This window comes from Acutalibacter intestini (assembly GCF_034334985.1).
In the GTDB taxonomy this organism is placed as follows: domain Bacteria; phylum Bacillota; class Clostridia; order Oscillospirales; family Acutalibacteraceae; genus Acutalibacter; species Acutalibacter intestini.
In genome coordinates, this window is sequence record NZ_JAWXXL010000028.1 from 1 (window position 1) to 20,120 (window position 20,120).

At 53.1% G+C, this 20,120-nt stretch carries 13 protein-coding genes; all 13 read left to right on the plus strand.

The features are described from left to right. The first annotated feature begins 327 nt into the window (after nt 1-327). The 13 genes from U8U68_RS16190 (at nt 328) to U8U68_RS16250 (ending at nt 20,106) form a co-directional block, all read left to right on the plus strand. Nucleotides 328-2,508 (plus strand): NAD-dependent epimerase/dehydratase family protein, encoded by a 2,181-nt coding sequence (locus U8U68_RS16190; RefSeq protein WP_322202634.1) that lies wholly within the window; start codon nt 328-330, stop codon nt 2,506-2,508. Beyond that, on the plus strand, nt 2,505-3,461 hold the full coding sequence (locus U8U68_RS16195) for a hypothetical protein (protein WP_322202636.1): 957 nt from the start codon (nt 2,505-2,507) through the stop codon (nt 3,459-3,461). The genes U8U68_RS16190 and U8U68_RS16195 overlap by 4 nt, the downstream gene beginning before the upstream one ends. Nucleotides 3,462-3,475: 14 nt before the next feature. Next, a complete protein-coding gene (locus U8U68_RS16200) occupies nt 3,476-5,302 on the plus strand; it encodes a DUF2194 domain-containing protein (protein ID WP_322202638.1) in 1,827 nt (608 codons plus the stop codon). A gap of 18 nt (nt 5,303-5,320) precedes the next feature. Beyond that, nucleotides 5,321-6,784 carry a GT4 family glycosyltransferase PelF gene (pelF, locus tag U8U68_RS16205; RefSeq protein WP_322202640.1) on the plus strand — a complete coding sequence of 488 codons (1,464 nt, stop codon included), beginning with the start codon at nt 5,321-5,323 and terminating at the stop codon, nt 6,782-6,784. Beyond that, entirely contained in the window at nt 6,785-8,263 is a 1,479-nt protein-coding gene (pelG, locus tag U8U68_RS16210; RefSeq protein ID WP_322202642.1) for an exopolysaccharide Pel transporter PelG, read from the plus strand. It begins immediately after the preceding gene. A gap of 13 nt (nt 8,264-8,276) precedes the next feature. Beyond that, a complete protein-coding gene (locus tag U8U68_RS16215; protein ID WP_322202644.1) occupies nt 8,277-8,741 on the plus strand; it encodes a DUF2304 domain-containing protein in 465 nt (154 codons plus the stop codon). Beyond that, nucleotides 8,644-9,900: a glycosyltransferase gene (locus U8U68_RS16220; protein WP_322202646.1), complete on the plus strand. Its 1,257-nt coding sequence runs from the start codon at nt 8,644-8,646 to the stop codon at nt 9,898-9,900. The genes U8U68_RS16215 and U8U68_RS16220 overlap by 98 nt, the downstream gene beginning before the upstream one ends. Then, nucleotides 9,863-10,636 (plus strand): glycosyltransferase family 2 protein, encoded by a 774-nt coding sequence (locus U8U68_RS16225; protein WP_322202648.1) that lies wholly within the window; start codon nt 9,863-9,865, stop codon nt 10,634-10,636. The genes U8U68_RS16220 and U8U68_RS16225 overlap by 38 nt, the downstream gene beginning before the upstream one ends. Beyond that, nucleotides 10,623-11,822, plus strand: a complete 1,200-nt coding sequence (locus U8U68_RS16230) for a DUF4874 domain-containing protein (RefSeq protein WP_322202650.1) — start codon at nt 10,623-10,625, stop codon at nt 11,820-11,822. Before U8U68_RS16225 ends, U8U68_RS16230 begins: the two co-directional genes overlap by 14 nt. Nucleotides 11,823-11,858: 36 nt before the next feature. Further along, on the plus strand, nt 11,859-14,150 hold the full coding sequence (locus U8U68_RS16235; RefSeq protein ID WP_322202652.1) for a hypothetical protein: 2,292 nt from the start codon (nt 11,859-11,861) through the stop codon (nt 14,148-14,150). After that, complete coding sequence (locus tag U8U68_RS16240) at nt 14,147-15,571, plus strand: DUF4832 domain-containing protein (RefSeq protein WP_322202654.1); 1,425 nt, start codon at nt 14,147-14,149, stop codon at nt 15,569-15,571. The genes U8U68_RS16235 and U8U68_RS16240 overlap by 4 nt, the downstream gene beginning before the upstream one ends. Nucleotides 15,572-16,448: 877 nt before the next feature. Further along, complete coding sequence (locus U8U68_RS16245) at nt 16,449-18,230, plus strand: ABC transporter ATP-binding protein (RefSeq protein ID WP_322202656.1); 1,782 nt, start codon at nt 16,449-16,451, stop codon at nt 18,228-18,230. Continuing rightward, nucleotides 18,223-20,106, plus strand: a complete 1,884-nt coding sequence (locus tag U8U68_RS16250) for an ABC transporter ATP-binding protein (RefSeq protein ID WP_322202658.1) — start codon at nt 18,223-18,225, stop codon at nt 20,104-20,106. Before U8U68_RS16245 ends, U8U68_RS16250 begins: the two co-directional genes overlap by 8 nt. Nucleotides 20,107-20,120 lie beyond the last annotated feature (14 nt).

Sequence of the window (20,120 nt, forward strand, 5' to 3'; positions counted from 1 at the left end):
TTTTGCGCCCTCCCTTGATTTTCCGGCCTGTTTATGGTAAAAAAATAAATGCGTCCGGATCGTTCCGCGCCCCTTCGGGCGGGTTCGTGTCCTTTCGCATTTAATATTACAACTTACATAAAAAGCCGGTGAATAGGGTCCTTTTCGCGCGGCGGCAGCGGCACAGGCTAAGCTGCTTATAATTATAGCATCTTTCCGACTGTTTGTACAGAGGAGCTTCTGGGTTTTTACGGGCCCTAGAAAAAGAAAAATACGCGCGTATTTTTCTCAAGCTGCCGAGGCCAGCTTGAATGCGCTACGGTAAACCGCTGAAGGGAGGAAAGTCTTTTGAACACACTTTTGATTGGCGGCGGCGGCCGGCTGATGGACGCCATGATTGACCGTATGACCAAAAGCGGCGACCGGATTTACCTACTGACCGGTAGCCGGGAACGAGCCCGAAATTACAAGCGGGTATTTGAGCGCTATAATTTCACCTATGAAGATGACAGCGTAAAGGACGTTTTTGAAAGTGTTAAGCCGGACCTAGTGGTGTTTTTGGGCGCGTATGACAGTAACTTTGACTGGGCAAACCCCCGCCAAGAGTCGGTGCGCTATACCGCGGCGCTGGTGAATTTGCTTTCAGCCCACGCTATGACCCAAAAGGGGCGTTTTGTCTATCTCTCCTCTCAGGAGATTTACAGCGGCTCTTATGGCGGGTTTATCCGGGAGGAGGAGGCCGCTACACCCCGGGGCTTTCGGGCCCTGGCCCTGGCCCAGGGAGAGGAGATCTGCGAGAATTACCGAAAAAACCAAGGGCTGGATATTCTTACCCTGCGCCTGGACCATTTGTACTATGTGCCGCAAAAGGGGGTGCTCCAGCGAGACCCCGTGTTTCGCATGTGCCTGGAGGCTCTAAAGACCGGCGCCATTTCTGCTAACGACCGCAATGTTTTTTCTATGCTGTATTTAAACGATGGTGTGGAGTTGGCCTATAAGGTAATGTCTGATCCCACCCCTTCCCGGCAGGTCTATAATATCTCCTCTATGGAGGTGATCAGCGAGATGCAGCTGGCCGCGGAGCTGGCGGAAAAAATAGACGGGGGTGTGGATATTGCCAACAATTCCGTGGGTGAGCACAGGCGGATTGTCCTAGACAGCGGCCGCTTTCAGCGGGATTATGAGCAGAAGATTTTTACAGACTATAAGTCCGGCGGCGAAAAAGTGGCCAAGTTTATGTGTCGTCACCGGGATTCTTTTATTGGTGTGGGGGATACGGGCGGAGGCGCGATGGGGCGACTGCTCCACAGCATAAAAGCAGGGTTTTTGCGGCTGTTGCCCTTTATTGAGGCCTTAATCTGTTTCTTTCCCTTTATGATTTTAAACAACCAGGCGGCTGGCAGCGAGTACTTTAGTAAGCTGGACTTTCTTCTGCTGTACGTCCTGCTTTTCGCAGTGGTCCATGGGCAGCAGCAGGCTATCTTCGCGGCGCTTTTGGCGGTAGTAGGGTACTTTTTAGGGCAAATATATTCCCGCTCCGGCTTTGAGGTGCTTTTGGACCCCAACACGTATGTGTGGGTGGCCCAACTGTTCATTTTAGGCATGGTGGTGGGTTATATGCACGACCGGCTGAAGGCGGTGAGGGCAGAGGACCTGGAGGAAATCGACTACCTAATGGGCAAGCTGGAGGACATTTCGGAAATAAATGACAGTAACGTGCGTACGGTGCAGAGCTTCGAAGCACAGGTGGTGAACCAGAAAGATAGCTTGGGGAAGGTGTATCAGATCACCTCGGGCCTGGAACAGTACGCCCCAGAGGAAGTGCTGTTCTATGCGGCTCAGGTGCTGGGCCGGCTGATGAACAGTCGGGACGCCGCCATTTACACCGTCTCCAACGGGGACTACGCCCGGTTGTTTTCTTCTACTTCCCAGGACGCTCGAAAATTGGGGGGCTCCATTAAGTACACGGCCATGGGGATGATGTATGACGACCTGAAGGCCCACCGGATCTATATCAATAGAAACATGGAGGGAGATTATCCCCTGTTTGCCTGCGGCGTGTATGCGGAAGATTCCCTTCAGCTCATCCTGATGGTGTGGGGGATCCCTTGGCAGCGCATGACCTTGGCCGAGGCCAACCGGCTGGACATTACTGGCCGGCTGATTCAGGATGCTCTGGTGCGGGCCAACCGGTATCTGGATGCCATGCGGGAAAAGCGCTATGTGGGTGATTCGGGCCTTATGGCCGCGGAGGCCTTTGAGCATTTGGTAAAGGCGTTTTTCGAAGCCAGGGACAAAGGCCTGACCGAGTGCGTTCTGCTGGAGATTCCCACCAAGGGGAAGAGTCATCTGGAGATTGCCGGGCTGGTAGAAAAAAATATCCGCCGTTCGGACTACATAGGCCAAATGCAGGACGGCAAGCTGTACGCTCTTTTATGCAATACCGATGAGGACGGAGCCATGAGGGTGATCTGGCGGTTCAAAGAGGCGGGCTATAAGACCCATATTGTAAGGGAGGCGGCAGTATGACCTGGGAAGAGATGGTGTTTCTGGGGGTGGTGTTCTTAAACACCTTGGTGGCTCTGGGCTATCTGCTGTTGGGCTGCCTGGTGATGGTGCCTGTACGCACCTCTCGGGAAAGGCGAGAGGGTGTAGAAGTGATCCATGATAAGCGCATGAATTATTTCCTGCGCTTTTTCGTCATGTTGCTATGTCCTGTCATTGGGCCCCTATTCTTTTTAGGGTCGCATTTATTTTGCCTGCTGTTTTATGGGGTGGAGCCGGACCTGGAGGACGTGGAGTTTGATAAAAAGCGGGTGAGAAGCTACTTGAAAGCGGACGAAAACCGCCAGCGCGGCATTGTTCCCCTAGAAGAGGCGGCTTTGGTCAGTGACAAGAGAGATCTGCGCCAGGTGATGCTAAACACCATTAAGGGAAATGTGGACGGTTCTTTGGCGGCGATTGCTCTGGTACTGAACGTGGAGGACTCGGAGTCCTCTCATTACGCTGCGGCGGTTTTAAGCGATAAGCTAGACGAGTTTCGTACCACCTGCCAGAAGAAGCTAAAGGAACTGGAGGAAGAGGAGACCGGAGACATTCGCGGCGAGAAAGACTTAATAGGCTATATGAACAGCGTACTGTGCCAGCAGGTGTTTACCAGTCTGGAGCAGCGCCGCTATGTCCAAATCATGGAGCGGGTGGCGGCCAGCTTTTTTGTGAAGGACAAGGAAGGATTTCCAGCTTGGCAGTACGAGTGCCTTTGCCTGCGGCTTATGGAGTGCGGCGAGCTGGAAGGCGCCGAAAAGTGGTCTGCCCGTCTGTGGGAGCAGTACCCAGGGGAGCTTTCAGCCTATACAGTTCGGTTAAAGCTGTACTTTACGATGAAAAATCGAGAGGCCTTTTTTAGTACCCTACAGGCCCTGCGGCACTCTGACGTGGTGCTGGACAGCGAGACCCTGGAGCTTGTGCGCACATTCAGTTAGGAGGTGAAGCGCCAGTGATTTCTAAAAGAAACTATTTTTCCATCTCTATACTGATGCTTGTGGTGCTGTTTATGTTCCAGTTTACCTATGCCGCCAGGGACGCCTTGAATGATTATCAGACCAACCGTTTTGCGATAGAGGCCGGTGAGCTGCCCAGCGGCAGCGAGGCCTTTAATCCAGAAGTTGGGTCTGTTGGTACGCAAAGCCAAAGGGACTATGTTTTGTGTATAGGAGATAGAGAGAGCCCTGTGGGGCGCACGGCATATGCCTGGGCCCAGTATAGCAAGCAGGGGGTAGCCTTTTATCAGGACGCGGCGTCCTGCCAGGAAGCGGACGGCCATATGGTAGTGATCGATTCAAAACAAGTGAATTGGACAGAGTTCGGTGAGGTCGAGGCGCTTTCATCCCTGGTGGAACGGGGGGTGGACCTAGTCTTTTGTGGTCTGCCAGAGCCAGAGGTCATTGCCGCTGATCAAGCCTTACGCCGCTTACTGGGAATCCGGCGGGTGGTGGAGGAAGGTGTCGCTCTGAAGGGGATCCGGATTTATAAGGGCTTTTTGTTGGGGGGAGAGGCGGTTTACCAGGCCGGGACTCCCGAAGAGGAGAAAAAGCAGGACCTGGAGCTAGAAGTTCCCTGGTACGGCCTGGGGGCGGGCACTGCCGTGTACATGCAGGGCATTCCCGCAGAGGAGCCGGAAGATGAGGCGGAGCAGAACCCCGCCATCCTTTGGAGCAAAAGTACTGGCAGCGGCTATGTATTTGTGGTCAATGGGGGCTATATGGAGGATGCCGTGGGGATTGGACTGCTCTCGGCCTTTTCAGCCCAAGCCTCGCCCTATATGTTGTACCCAGTGGTAAATGCCCAGACCCTGGTGGTGGCCAACTACCCGGGACTCTCTGACGAGAACCCAGAGGTGATAGACGCTCTCTACAGCCAGAACATGACGGGATTTTTGCGGGACCTAGTTTGGCCAGACCTGGGCGCAGTATATGAACAAAATCATCTGGGCGTTACCTATATGATGTCTCCCCAGTATGACTATACGGACGACAGTTTGCCCCAGGCCGAGAGCTTCACCTATTATATGCGGCAGATTAACGAGCAGCATGGCGAGGCGGGTCTTTCTACCGTGAATTTTTCTGGTACGGACCTGATGGAAAAGTGGGAGGCTGATCAGGAATTTATGGGCTTTCAGGCGCCTGACTACCGGTTTACCAGTCTTTTCGCCGGCAGTGTCGGGCTAGAGAGCCTGCTGGCCACTTGTGATCAGCAGGAGATGCTGGGGTGTGTGCGCACCGTGGTGGCCGAATATACTGGTGGCAGTGATATTTTTGGCTATTTAAACAGTCAAGTTACCTGGCAGCGGGTGGTAGCCGACGGCATGGACCACACCTACCTGGGAGATTTCCGGGTGCGCTGCCTAGAAACGGCTCTGGCCTATACCAGCGTTTTGGCGGACGTAGGCGAAAGCGTTTACCCAGAGGACCAAAGCAACCCCCGGTGGACCCAGCGGGTGAGAGGCTTAGGCCGGGACCTGCGGCATTACTGGAGGGCGTACGACGCTTTCGATGGACTCACTACCGCCCAGACAGACAGCCGGCTGCGAAATTTTCTCAACCTGAGCTATCAGGAAGAACGCCAGGGAGACGTCATCCACTTGAAAGTGGACGGCGGCGGAGAGGGCGCCTGGTTCATCCTGCGCACCCACCATGAGGAGATTGCCGGCCTAGAGGGCGGCAGCTTTGAAAAGTTGGAAGAGGACGCTTTTCTGATCCGAACTCAGAGCTCGGAGCTGACGGTGACTCTCAAGGCAGCGGCAGAGCGGCGGTATCAATTTTAAGGGAAAGGGGGGAAACCTATGCGGATCTGTTTAGTGGTAGAGGGGAGTTACCCTTATGTGGTGGGAGGTGTGTCCAGTTGGGTGCACAGTATGATACGGGCTTTTCCAGACAGAGAGTTCGTCATTTTGGCCGTGGTGGCCAGCCGGGCCCTGCGGGGGCGCTTTGTATATGAACTACCCGAAAACGTAAAGCAGGTGCACGAGGTCTATTTGGACGATGCGGACTATACCAAGCGCCGCCTGCGGCCTCTGCGTATGGATAAAACCCAGTTCCGGGCCCTGCGGGGCCTGTTGCTAGATCAGAATGTGGACTGGGAGACCCTTATCAATATGGCCCAGGCCCCGGGCTTCTCCCTGAACGCCCTGCTGATGGGGGAGGACTTTCTGAACGCGGTAAAAGACTGCTACCGGCTGAACTACAGCCAGATGGTCTTTACAGACTTTTTGTGGATGATGCGCTCCATCTACCTGCCCTTCTTCTTTACGCTGAAAATGAAGGTGCCAAAGGCGGACCTGTACCACTGCGTATGCACTGGCTACGCGGGGGTGCTGGGCAGTATGGCCAAGTATCTGCACGGCGGGCGGCTGCTGATTTCCGAGCACGGCATCTACACCCGGGAACGGGAGGAGGAGCTGATTAAAGCAAAATGGGTACAGGGCATCTATAAAAATATCTGGATTGAGCAGTTTCGCAAGATGTCCCGTCTGGCGTATAATCGGGCGGACCTGGTCACCAGCCTGTATGAGCGCGCCCAAAGCCTGCAAATTGATCTAGAATGCCCAGAAGAAAAGACGATGGTTATCCCCAACGGTATCAATGTAGAGCGTTACCAAAATATCCCTGGGAAAAAGCCAGAGGATGCGGGCTTTATCAATGTGGGCGCGGTGCTGCGGGTAACGCCCATTAAGGATGTAAAAACCATGATACAGGCTTTTGGCTTTGCTTACGAGCGGGAGCCGAAGCTTAAGCTGTGGATTATGGGCCCTTGGGACGAGGACCCAGAGTATGCTCAGCAGTGCCGGGAACTGGTGGAGATCATGGGAATATCAGAGAGCGTTATTTTCACAGGCCGTATCGACGTGGCCGAGTATCTGGGCCGCATGGACATGACCATTCTTACCAGCATTAGCGAGGGCCAGCCCCTGACTATTTTAGAGGGCTTCGCTGCCAAAAAGCCCGCCATTGCCACAGATGTGGGAAACTGCAAGGGGCTTATCTTGGGAGAAAGCGACGACTTTGGCCCTGCGGGGGTGGTGACCCATGTGATGAATGTGGAGGAGATTGCCCAGGCTATCATCTTTTTGGCCCACCGGGAGGCGCTGCGTAAAGAGATGGGCGAGAACGGCTACCGGCGGGTAGTGAGCCGCTATAAAATTGAGGATCTGCGGAGGGCCTATGAAAAGCTGTACAACGACCTTTGTCAGGAGCCGGAAGAAGCGCCCCCGGTAAAGGCCGGCAAAAAAAGAAAGGGGGCGGGGTAGATGGCCGGTGTTGGTGTAAAACTGAATAAGCTGTTTGGCAAGCATACCATTGCCACCAACCTGGTGGGCTTTGTGTACAGTTCGGCCATTACTGTGGCCCCCATGTTCCTGGTGATTTTAGAAATTGTTATTGCTGGGTGGGTACTGGGGTTCAATCAGCTGGGCTTTGTTACCCGAGAGTTGTTCTCCTGCACAGTGCTGTACATATTCATTTTCTCCCTGCTTACAGCAGCCCCTTTTAACGCGGTGCTCTCTAAGTATATGGAGGACTGCATCTATGAGGAGCGCTTTCAAGACATCCTGCCTTGCTATTATTTGGGCCTTGCCATGAACATTGGCCTTAGCTGCCTGTTAGGGGTGCCTTTTTGTCTGTGGGAGCACTTTGTAGGCGGTGTGCGGGTGTTCTATGTTTTCACGGGGTTCTGTGGGTATATTGGGTTGGTGTTCACGTTCTATTCCATGCTGTACCTCTCAATTTGTAAGGATTACGGGCGTATTTCCTTGGATTTTCTTATTGGAATGCTAGAAGCTTTTCTATGCACCCTGTTTTTGCGTTATCTGCTGCACTGGAACATTACCGAGAGTATGCTCTTTGGGCTGATGACTGGCTTTTTTCTTACCGGCATCTTGGAATTTGGGGTGGTGAAACGGTACTTTTTGAAAAACAGCAACCGCTTCCGGCCAGTGTTCCAGTACTTCAAGAAATACTGGGCCCTGGTGGTCACCAACTTTATGTATATTTTGGGTCTGTATATTCACAATTTCGTGTTCTGGACCACTGACATGCGTCTGGTGCTGGTGGATACTTTTGTGTGCAACCAGCCCTATGACATGGCCTCGTGTTTGGCTATGTTTACCAATATCTCTGCCACGGTGATCTTTATTGCCCGGGTGGAAATGAATTTCCATGCCAAGTACAAGATCTATTCCGAGGCGGTCATTGGGGCCAAGCTGGCGGATATTGAAATTGCCAAGAGCAGGATGTTCCGGCAAATCTCCAGCGAGCTGATGAGCCTGGCGCGCATCCAGTTTATTGTCTCCACGGTAATCTACCTCATCGCCATTGTGGTGCTGCCGGGGGCGGGATATTCCGGCCTGACTCTGCGTATTTATCCTTGTCTGGCCGCTGGATACTTTATTGTGTTCATTATGTATGCGGTGATCCTTTTCCTGTATTATTATAACGATTTGCTGGGTGCCGTGTTTGCGACAGTGGGGTTTTGCATGGTCACCTTTTTGGGCAGCGTCCTGGCTACCCATCTGCCAGAGCTATGGTATGGCGTGGGGCTGGTGGCCGGGGCGTTTACAGGCTGGACCATTGGATATATCCGGCTGCGGAGCTGCGAAAAGAATCTGGACAAAACAATTTTCTGCACCGGCGTGCTGCTTAAACGGGTTATTGGCGACGAGCCCACCGGCCTGGTTTATGACCGGGACGCCCAAAAAGAAGGGGAAGAGGAAGCGGTACAGGCGCCTTGAGAAAGGAGAGGAAATGATGACAATTCCGATTACTCTACGGGTCACTATGGTGGTGGTGGGTATTCTTGTGCTGGGGGCTGCGTTTTGGTGCTTATCCAAACGGAAAATGACCGCCAATCTGACCGTAGTGTGGGAGTTTCTGGGCGCGGCCATGATCATTGTAGGGGCTGTGCCAGTGTTCTCCCGCTGGACCGCGATGCTGTCCGCCGGCACTGGCATTGCAGTCATTGGCATCTGTACGGTGGGCGTGCTGGGGGCCTTTCAGTTTGCTCTGCTGATTTCCAAGCTTTTAATGCGCAGCGACGAGCTGGCCGTACAGGTATCCCTGTTGCTGGAAGAAAACCGCCAGCTGGCCTTAAAGCTTGAGGAGCTGAAAAAACATGAAGAAGATTCTATTCGTAATCAATACCCTGAGCAGGGCCGGGGCGGAGACGGCCCTGTTGGCCTTGCTGAGGAAGCTGAGCGAAACGCGGGCTAAGGAAGAGCTTCAGCTGTATCTTTTTGTGCTTTTAGGGCAAGGGGAGCTGGCCAGTCAGCTCCCCTTGGGGGTCCAGCTGCTGAACAAGAGTTTTTGTAAAGAGTCCGTATTGACAAAAAAAGGTAGGCGGGCCCTGGCCAGAACCTCCCTTTCAGGTTTTTTCCGGGGTGGGGGCTTCTTCCGCAAAATGGCTTATACAGTTCGAACCCTGGCGGGAATGCTCCGCCGGGGCCGGGTGCAGACGGATAAGCTGCTGTGGCGGGTGATTTCGGACAGTGCCCCCCGCCTAGATATGGAGTTCGACCTGGCGGTGGCCTACATAGAGGGAGGCTCGGCCTACTATACAGCGGACCATGTTAAAGCCAAGACCAAGGCGACTTTTGTCCATATTGACTACCCCAGTGCTGGGTACACAAGAGACATGGACCAGGGCTGCTGGGCTGGCTTTCAAAAAATTTTCGCGGTATCAGAAGAAACCGCTCAGGCTTTCATTCAGTTTTACCCAGAGTACGCGGACCGGGTAGAGGTATTTCCAAACTTTGTGGACCAGCAGCTGATACGGGTCCGCAGCCGGGAGCCCGGTGGGTTTTCGGACGGCTACAAAGGCCTCCGGCTGCTGACCGTGGGACGGCTCACCCACCAGAAAGGGCTGGAGGTCTCGGTGGAGGCCATGGGACTTTTAAAAGACTGGGGTGTGGCCGCCCGATGGTACGTGCTGGGCGAGGGAGACCGCCGCCGGGCTCTGGAAGCAAAGATCGCCGCCTTGGGCCTTCAGAACGACTTTGTACTGCTGGGGGCAGTGGAAAATCCGTACCCCTATTACGCCCAGGCCCAGGTGTATGTGCACGCTACCCGGTTTGAGGGCAGGAGCATTGCCATACAGGAAGCGATGACCCTGGGGCTGCCTGTGGTGGCCTCGGACCGCAGCGGAAACCGGGAGCAGTTGGAGCCAGGGGTGGACGGTTTGCTATGCCCTCTGGAGCCACATGCCATTGCCAAGACCCTGCGGGATCTGCTGGCGGATGAAGAGAGGCGGCGGGCTCTGGGGGCAGCCGCTGCCGGGCGGCAGACCGGCGATGGACAGGAGCGGAGAATTTTACGGCTGTTGGAGGATAGAAAAGATGGCGAAGGAATTGCTGATCATTATTCCAGCCTATAATGAGGAGGCCAACATTGGCGGGGTGCTGGACGAGTTGGACCAGCTAGGCATGGACAGTGTGGCCGATGTGCTGGTGGTTAATGACGCCTCTACGGATGGAACCCAGCAGGTGGTCCGGGAAAAGGGACGCCAGGTGGTCACGCATGTTTTTAATCTTGGCTATGGCGAGGGATTGCAGACCGGCTACCACTTTGCGGTGCGGCAGGGGTATCGGTATGTAATCCAAATGGACGGAGACGGTCAGCACCCGGCCTGCAATATCCCGCCTATTCTGGAGAGACTGCGGTTCCGAGATCCAGACGGGCAGGGACCGGATATTGTACTGGGGTCCCGGTTTATACAGCGGAAAGAGGTAGACGCCGTTGGCCTGGGGAAGCGGATGGCCTTGCGGATGTTCCGAGGCGGCATTAAATTGGTTACCGGACGGTATATTGCAGACCCGACGACCGGCCTACAGGGATTAAACCGTAAGGCTTTTCACTTTTATGCCCAATACGGCCACTTCGACGATAAGTACCCGGATGCCAACATGATTATGCAAATGCTGCTGCTCCAGTTCCGTATAGAAGAAATTCCGGCAGTGATGCGGCCCAGAGTGGCGGGAAAGAGTATGCACTCAGGGCTGCGGCCGGTGTGGTACATGTTCCGTATGTGGGTTAGTGTGCTGGCAGTGGTGTTCCGTATCAAGGTGTTGAAGATCGACGCAGGGGCGGGGCTGCAAGATGTGGAAATTTAGAAGGTTCCGGCCGGCACGGCTGGCGGAAAGCATAGAGCCTCTGGATATTCCGGGGTGTGGATGGTACCAGGTTCATACCCTGCGGCTGGATTCAACCACGCCTTTGGAGCAGGAGATCTTTCCGGCCCAGGGCCAGCGGGTAGCTTTACTGATGATGGACATTGGGGCGTATCAGAACCAGGACATCCCACCTGGGGCTTTAGAGCGGGCAGAGGCGCTTTTGCGCGGGTTCCCGGATAAGGATCTGATTCTTCGGGTAGTGTATGATACCAAAGGCAGGGGACTGGAGCATGAGCCCGCCACCCTGGCCCAGATTCTGCGCCATATGGAGCAGCTGGGGCCGGTCATTAACCGGTGCCGGGAGAAAATTTTTCAGCTTCAGGGGATTTTTGTGGGAAGCTGGGGCGAAATGCATCAGTCAAAGTTTTTAGGGCGGCAGGCACAGCTGCTGGCCGCCCTAGACCAAGCCACCGGCAGACAGCTCTTTTTGGCAGTGCGTACTCCGGCCCAGTGGCGGGAAATGGTCTTGTGTAACAAAGACCTGGGCCAGCGGCTGGGGCTCTTTAATGATGGCATCTTTGGATCTCCCACAGACCTGGGCACTTATATGGACCGGGAGGCAGAGCTCTGCTGGCAGGAAGAAAATATGGGACTCGCGCCGGTTTGCGGCGAGGCGGTGCTGGGAGAGGAAAAGGTGGGTTACCGCCAAGCGGCCCTGGACCTGGCCCGAATGCGGCTGACCTGTCTAAACAGCGCTTATGATTCCCGCCAGCTGGGGCTTTGGCAGAGAGAAACTGTGGAAAAAGGGCCCTGGCGGGGCCTCTCGGGTCTAGACTATATTGGACGGCGGCTGGGATGCCGGTTTGTGGTGCGAAGGGCTCGACTGTGCAGGGAGAACCTGGAAATTACTGTGGAGAACTGCGGATTTAGCCGCCTGCACCTACCCGCCATCTGTACGCTGGGAGTAGAGCCGGTAGTGGGAGGAGGCTTACCGGTGGATATTCCAGTAGACGCTAACCCGAACAACTGGGCAGGGGGCGGGACCTTCAGGTTTTTGGCGCCGCTGAGTGCGGCGCTTCCCCCGGCCAGGCTGTTTCTGCGGGTCCGGCTGAAGCGGGACGGCGCGCTGGTTCCCTTTGCCAACCAGGGAGAAAAGGAAGAGGTGTTTTTTGGAGAATTGTTGTGACCGGCCGCGAAAACATGCAGAAATGGAGAGAAAAGCATGGCAACTGCCTATTGGGTATTTGAATATATAAAAGTGCTGCTGGGGTATGGAGCGCTGATGTACCTGTGGCCGCAAATTGTGTTTTTTAAGCATCTCAGGGGAAAAGGACTGCTGTATCGGTTTGCCTTTTGCACCACTGTGCAGCCGCTGGTGGTCAGTTCAGTGGTGCTGGGGTTGGGGCTGCTGCATATCCTCAACGCCTGGACTACAAATATTGTGATTTATGGGCTGCTGGCAGGGGCGGTTTTTCATCGGCTGCGTTTACAGGATAGACACCTGGACCGTGTCAGCCGTTTTTCCAAAGGCGCCCTGGGGGCCAAACAGCTGGCAGTGCGGGTCTGTGCAATTCTCTTAGAGCGGCTTAGGCAGTTGTGGCAAGGGCTAATGGAGGCCCACGGAAGCCGGCTAAGGGAATATATAGCTCTGGCTGTGCTGGTGGTATACGGGATGTTGTATTTTTCCTGGGGTTCCTTTCAAAACTTCTGTTATGGATGTGGAGACCAGTATGTGCACAGCCAGTGGGTTCATGAACTAAGCCAGGGCAATATCTTTTCCGCCGGTGTGTACCCCGAGGCCATGCACTGCTTTATTTACGGTATAGCCACTATATTTGGCATACGTCAGTACAGTGTAATCCTGCTGCTGCAAAATGTCCACATCGGGGCCACACTGATAGCGGCCTACTGTTTGATGCGGGAGATTTTCCGGTGGAAATATACAGGGTTTTTTGTACTCATGTTTTTCCTTACCATGCGGGTAAGCACGGTGAATGAAATATACGGCATGTCCCGGCTGCAATGGACCCTGCCCCAGGAGTTTGGCGGGCCGTCTCTGTTTTTGTGCGTATTATTCCTATTGCGATACATTAAGAGTGCCAGCCGGGCGGGGTTTACTTGGAAAGACCTGCGCCAGCTGCCAAAAGATGAAAATCTGCTGCTTTTCACCACAGCGCTGGCCGCCTCTAGCGCCATTCATTTTTACGTCACGATGATCGCGTTTTTTATCGGTATATCCGTGGCGCTTTGTCATATCAAAAAACTATTTACCAAGGAAAAGCTGCTTTCTCTGTCTGCTGCGGTTCTCTGCGGGATTTTTGTGGCAGTGCTGCCCATGGGGGTGGCTTTGGCCCAGGGGAAGCCCTTGCAGGGTTCTATGGGCTGGGCGATGAATATCATCAGCGGCCAGGATGCAGAATCTCTTGCACAGCTAGACCCGGAATTTGAGGAATTCGCCGGGAATGAGGAGGCCAAGGGCTTGGCGCGGCTGGTGGGGCCAGTAGCGAGAAGCCTGAATATTTTGAATCAGTATGGGTATCAGGAACTCTATCCTAAGGGCGGAACAATCTTTATAGGGTTTACAGTGGCTGCTGCCGTAGCTGTGGGAATATGGGCCATAAGTTTTCCGTTTTGGTGGAAAAAGTCAAAAGAACGGATAGAAAATGGAAAATTAAATCAAAATAGTTTCCAGGACCACTTGATTTTTGTCCTAGCATCTGTTATCTTTATGATATTGTACACAGCCCCGTACCTGGGCATTCCAGAGCTCATTGCAAGGGTGCGCCTTTGCTCCACAGAGCATTTGCTGCTTATTGCAGTGTGTTTTATTCTGTTCGATATGGCATTTTCCTTTTTAGCTTGCTGGGGAGAGCGGGCGGCGCTGAAAACGGTTTCGGCTTTATGCGGCTTTGGTATATGGCTGGCGGCTTTACAGCTGGGCTATTACCACGATTATCTTTTTGGCGAGTGCAGCCGATATAACGGTGCTGTGATGGTGACAGAGTCGATTTTGCAGACGCTGCCGGAGAATACCTATACAGTGGTGTCGCCTACGGATGAGCTGTACCATATAATTGACCGGGGATGGCACGAAGAACTTCTGGATTTTGTGCAAAAGGTGCAGGGAGACAACTATGTCTTACCTACCCAAAACATCTTTATCTTTGTGGAAAAAAAGCCCCTGCGCTATGGGCAGCGGCATTTTTATCAGGGCCCGGCATGGCTGGCAGCGGACGGTTCCAATGTTAATGAGAGCCACGGGGACCAGTATGAAACAGTAGCTCTATCAGAGGGGGATTCGGTAAAGGTTATGGAGTTGAAAAGGGGAAGCGACGAGGCATATCTTGAGGCGGAGTCCCGGGCCGCAGTGGAGAATGCGGCATATCAGTGGTGTCAGGAGTTTAAAAAATTATATCCCTATAATATGAATGTATACTACGAGGATGACAATTTTGTCTGCTATCATTTCCAACAGGAGGCCAGCGCACCCTATCAGCTGAGTTTATACGCATGAGAGACCGGGGGAGAAAAAGGTATCCAGAAGCCGCACTGGCGGCCATCCTGCTGTGCATGGCCGCTGTGGCAGTGACCGTGTGGTATTTATGTGGAACGGCTGAGGATAAAATTATCTGCTTCCCCCAGAAATTTGTGGAATCAGCCAAAGAGTTGAAAAACCCTGACCGGGGATTTTACAGGATTTCCACCTTTTGGATCAGCGACCAGCCGGGAGAGTATGCGCAACAGATTCAGGAGATCACTAAAGAAGAGCGAGACGCTTTGGTTTTGGTGGAGATCTGCCTGCAAGACTACCGGGACGGAGAGATTAGCCCAATGGGAATAGATAACATCCACGTCTTGTTCCGCAGCCTAATAGAGACAGGCAAAAGGCTGATCGTGCGGTTTCTATATGACTGGGATGGAGAAAATCTGGAGCATGAACCCGAGAGTATAAACGTCGTCCTGGGCCATATGGAGCAACTGGGGCCTGTTATTCTACAGTACCAGGAATATATATTCACCTTGCAGGGCGCGTTTGTAGGAAACTGGGGCGAGGGAAACGGTACCCGGTATAGTTCTAACGAGAATATGAGCCAGCTGATGGAGAAGCTATGCCAGGTGACCGAAGGAAGGGTGCCCCTGGCAGTGCGCACTCCAGCCCAGTGGCGAAGCATTACTAAAAGCCGCAGTCCTCTACAAAAAGACAGCCAGTGGGCCAAGCTGGGGTTGTTTAACGACGGGATTATGGGCAATGAGAGCGACTATGGCACCTATGGGAGTAATGATGGATCGGACCTTACCGCAGCCTGGACCAGCGACCTGGAACTAAGGTTTCAAGAGAGTCTATGTGGCTATGTCCTCAATGGCGGAGAGGTCATTATTGATAGCCCCCGCAATGACTTTGAGAGGGCCCTTGGACAGTTGAAAACCATGCATATCACGTACCTTAACCGGAATTATGACCAGGCGGTGTTAGATAAGTGGGCCAGGACCTCTTACCAAGGAGACGGCTGCTTTGCCGGTATGGACGGCAGGACCTATATCGAGCGGCATCTGGGCTATCGGCTGCTGATTGACTATGTGGAAATGGGATATGACCCAGGGACAAAATGGGTCTCTATTGATGTAAACCTGCGCAATGCGGGATTTGCCCCAATTTATTCTAAACCGGACCTGCTTTTGAACCTTTGGAACCAAGAGGAGGGTCGGCAATTTGTCTGCCGGGTTGATCAGTCGCTGCAAGCTCTTACAGGCGGAAACCGCGAGCAGGATACTGTGGCTGTTCACGCGGACATACTCTCCAGCGCCTTGGCACAGGGAGAGTACAGAGTTTATTTCAGTATGACGGACCCCTTGACAGGAAAGGCCGTGGAGTTGGCCAACGAAGGGGCCCCGGAGGAACTGGGCTGGTTTGTTGGGACCATCCAGGTGAAATAAAAGCGGAATTATTTCTTCTATTTTCAAACCAGGCGTAGAGTCAGTTAGAAAACTCCGAAACAGGGTCAGTTTTGCCCAGAAATGGTGGCTTCGGCGTTAAAAATCCTGGAAAGGCGCCAGCATTTCTTGCGTTTTTTCCCTGGAACCCACTTATTTCTGAGCAAAAATCCAGCATTTCTCCGATTTAAAAACAGACTCTAATGCAAAGCGGCAGGAAAGGCATAGTTCATCCCCCAAAAACGAACAATTCGTCCCCAGAATCCGCTGGGGGCGTTTTTTTGTGATGTAATCTTGGAAAACGGGCAGAAAATTTCTTCTGAAAAGGATGAGTTGCTAGGGAAGAGCAAGGCATAGTAGAATGTGTGATCGTGCGCAGTCTTTATGGCGGCGCTGGCTTGGCGGGTGTCAGGAGAAAATTGTGGTGATGATTGCCCGTACCTCGGGCTCTGTATAAGGAGGCGCCTTTTATTTGACCCGATGAGCCCACAGCCTCTTGGACCCTATTGCCGAGAAGGAAATTTAGGATTGTCAGAGACAAGACTGCCATCTACATCAGCCATCGGCTCACCGTGTGTCGGTTCCGTGGCGAGAGTTTGGTGTTCCACCAAGGGGAAAAAATCTTTTGAAGAACACAAGGGCAACTATAGCAAATAGTAGCTGGCCTGGGTCCAATGTTCTAGTGAGAAAAAATATGAATAATTAATATGAAAAGTAAAGGGTGCGGAGATATATCCCGCGGCTAGCGACCGGTTTTGTGGAGAAGGCACGAAACGATAGGGATAAAATTTGTGAAAAAAGAGTCTGGAAAACCTGAAGGTTTTCTGTTATAATTTAAACTCATGGAAAAAATTAGCAAAAAGAAAAGGAGGGAATGCCTGTGATCTTTGGCAGACATATTAACCGCTACTACATACGCTACGGCGGGGTACTGCTTTTGGGGCTGCTATCCCTGGTAGTGGTGGACTATTTCCAGCTGGAAATCCCCAATTTGTATCAGCTGGTCATTAACGGCCTAAACCAGGGGTATGTGGTGGTCGAGGGCCAAACCCTGCCCTTTGACATGGACTTTCTGCTGGACCGTATTTGTATGCCTATGGTAGGGGTTATTTTAGCCATTGTGACGGGGCGCTTTGTGTGGCGGCTGGCCTTTATGGGCTCGGCCATCCGGCTGGAGGCCGACCTGCGCAACCGCATGTTTGACAACGCCAAAAACCTGAGCCGGGAGTATTATCAGGTCAATAAGGTGGGCAACCTGATGAGCCTGTTTACCAACGACCTGGATACCGTGCAGGACTGCTTTGGCTGGGGCGTTCTGATGTTTTTCGATGCCCTTTTTATGGGCAGCCTGGCGGTCATTAAAATGTGGCAGATGAACGGCCTGCTTACCGTGCTCTCTATGATCCCCATGGCCATTCTGCTGGCTATGGCCACCATGGTGGGCAAGCGCATGATGAAAAAATGGGACATCCGCCAAGAGGCTTTCTCGAAACTATCGGATTTTGCCCAGGAAAGTTTTTCCGGCATCGCGGTGATCAAGGCTTTTGTGAAAGAATCTAAAGAGCTGTTGGCCTTTAAAAAGCTGAACCAGGAAAACGAGGTGGCCAATGTGGACCACACCAAGACCGTGGTGCTGTTCCGCATTTTTGTTTCACTGTTTATTGAGAGCGTCATCTGCGTCATCTTGGGTTACGGCGGCTTTTTGGTGTACCAGGGGGTGTTTAACGCTGGTCAGCTGGTGGAATTCATCGGCTATTTTAACGCGGTAATCTGGCCCATCATGGCTGTTAGTGAGCTCATTGACATGACCTCCCGGGGCCAGGCCTCTATGAACCGGGTCAGCGAGCTGCTGGACGCCAAGGTGACAGTCAAGGACCGGGACGGAGCCAAGCCCCTGGAGGCCATCCGAGGAGACATTGTGTTTAAAAACCTAAACTTTCGGTATCCAGATGGCGAGTTCAATGCCCTGGAGGATGTCTCCTTTAACATTCAGGCAGGGGAGAATGTGGGTCTAGTGGGCAAAACCGGCTCGGGTAAGACCACTCTGGTGGATCTGATCCTACGTACCTACAATGTGCCCGACGGCACGATTTTTGTAGACGGCCACGATGTTAATGATGTAACCATCCAGTCCCTGCGGGCGGGCTGCGCCTATGTGCCCCAGGATAACTTTCTGTTCTCAGACACCATAGAGCATAACATTGCTTTCGGCGTGGCAGAGGACCACCAGGAACCGGTGGCGGAGTACGCCAGGCTGGCTGATGTGGCGGGAGATGTCGAGCAGTTTCAGCAGGGGTATGAGACAGTGCTGGGCGAGCGGGGCGTAACGGTCTCCGGCGGGCAGAAGCAGCGCATCTCTATTGCCCGGGCGCTGATGAAGGACGCGCCTATTCTGATTCTGGATGACTCGGTCTCGGCGGTGGACACCAAGACCGAGCGGACCATTTTGGCAAACCTCCGGGCCACCCGGGCGGGTAAGACCACCATTTTGATCGCTCACCGCATTTCCACTATCGAACAAATGGACAAGGTCTTGTTTATTGACCAGGGCAGGTTGATAGCCGTAGGGACCCATACGGAGCTATATAATACCTGCCCGGAATACCAGCGGATGGTAGACCTGCAAAAGCTGGACGAGGAAGGGGGCGAGCACAATGCGTGAGTACCTGCCGATTCTGATTGTAGGAGCCATTATCGGAACCTTTGCATTGATTTTTACAGTGGCCTTTTTCACGGCCAAAAAGAAGAACCAGATGGTAGATGACCACCGGAACATGCCGGACCGGGAGATTGTGCGCCGGCTGATGGAGTACGCCAAGCCCTATAAGTGGCAGTTCATTATCGTGCTTTTGGTTATGTTCCTAGCAAATATTTACTCCGTGGTGTCGCCGCTGATTATCGGCCACATCGAAGAGACGGTGGTAGGGCAGTTTGAAATGTCCTATTTGCTCAAGATCATAGCGGGCTATGTGGCAATTCTGCTGGTGTCTTTGGCCTGCACCTACATCCAGGCCATGGTGCTGCAAAGGGTGGGGCAGAAGATCCTCTCCGCCATGCGCCAAGACGTGTTTACCCATATTGAGAGCCTCTCTCATGAGCAGCTGAACGATATTCCCGTGGGTAAGCTGGTCACCCGAGTCAGCAACGACCCCAACGCCATCTCCTTTATGTTCACCAATATCCTGGTCACGCTGATTCAGAATGTGATGATCGTGTTCGCCGTGCTGGCGGCCATGCTGATGCTCAACTACATGCTCACCCTGATGGTGCTGTGCTTTGTACCCTTCGTCATTCTGTTCACGGTGATTTTCCGCCGTTTCTCCCGCCGGGTACATCTAAAGGTAAACGACGCAACTACAGATGTGAACACTTATCTTTCCGAGAACCTGTCGGGGATCAAGATCACCCAAATCTTCAACCAGGAGGACCGAAAGATGCGGGACTTCCTGCAAAAAAGCAGGATGCTGCAAAGTGCCAAGCGTAGCCGGATGTTTGTGTTCGGCATCTTCCAGCCCATGGTGTATATGTTGTACATCTCCTCTGTGCTCTGTCTTTTGTATCTGGGGGGCAAGGGATATATCCAAAACCTTACCGTCTTTGGCCAGACCGTGACCAGCGGCGTGGTGGTTTCCTTTTATATGTATGTGTCAAAGTTCTTTAACCCCATTCAACAGCTGGCAGAACAGTTCGACATGCTGCAAAGGTCCTTTGCAGCGGCCGAGAAGATTTTCACCATTATGGATATGGAGCCCAAGGTGGTGGACCTGCCTGGGGCCAAGGACATAGACAGTGTCAAGGGCGAGATCGAGTTTCGGGACGTGTGGTTTGCCTATAATCCCGGCGAGTGGGTGCTAAAGGGCGTCAGCTTCCATATTATGCCCCGGCAGACCGTGGCTTTTGTAGGCTCTACCGGTTCGGGCAAGTCCACCATCCTTTCCTTGATCTGCCGGAACTACGACATCCAGAAGGGACAAATCCTCATTGACGGGGTGGATATTAGAAATATCACCCTGTCCTCTCTGCGCCGGCACTTTGGTCAGATGCTTCAGGATGTGTTCCTGTTTTCCGGCACCATCCGCAGCAATATCGTTTTGCGGGACGAATTTCCCAACCAGGACATCCGCAAGGCCTGCGAGTATGTAAACGCCGATAGCTTTATCTACCGGCTGGAAAACGGCTTGGACGAAGTGGTACGGGAGAGGGGCAACAACTTTTCCGCTGGACAGCGGCAGCTTTTGTCCTTTGCCCGGACTATTATCCACAAGCCCGCTGTGATGATTCTGGACGAGGCCACTGCCAATATTGACACGGAAACCGAGCTGCTGATTCAAGACTCGCTGGAGAAGATGAAGAACATTGGCACTATGCTGATTGTGGCTCACCGGCTCTCCACCATTCAGCACTCGGACAATATTATTCTGCTCTCGCACGGGAAGATTTTAGAGCAGGGTACCCACCAGGAGCTACTGCACCGGAAGGGCCGGTACTATCAACTGTATACCCTGCAGTACAATAAGGAACAGCTTCAAAAAGGATAATCTGCCAGGAGGAA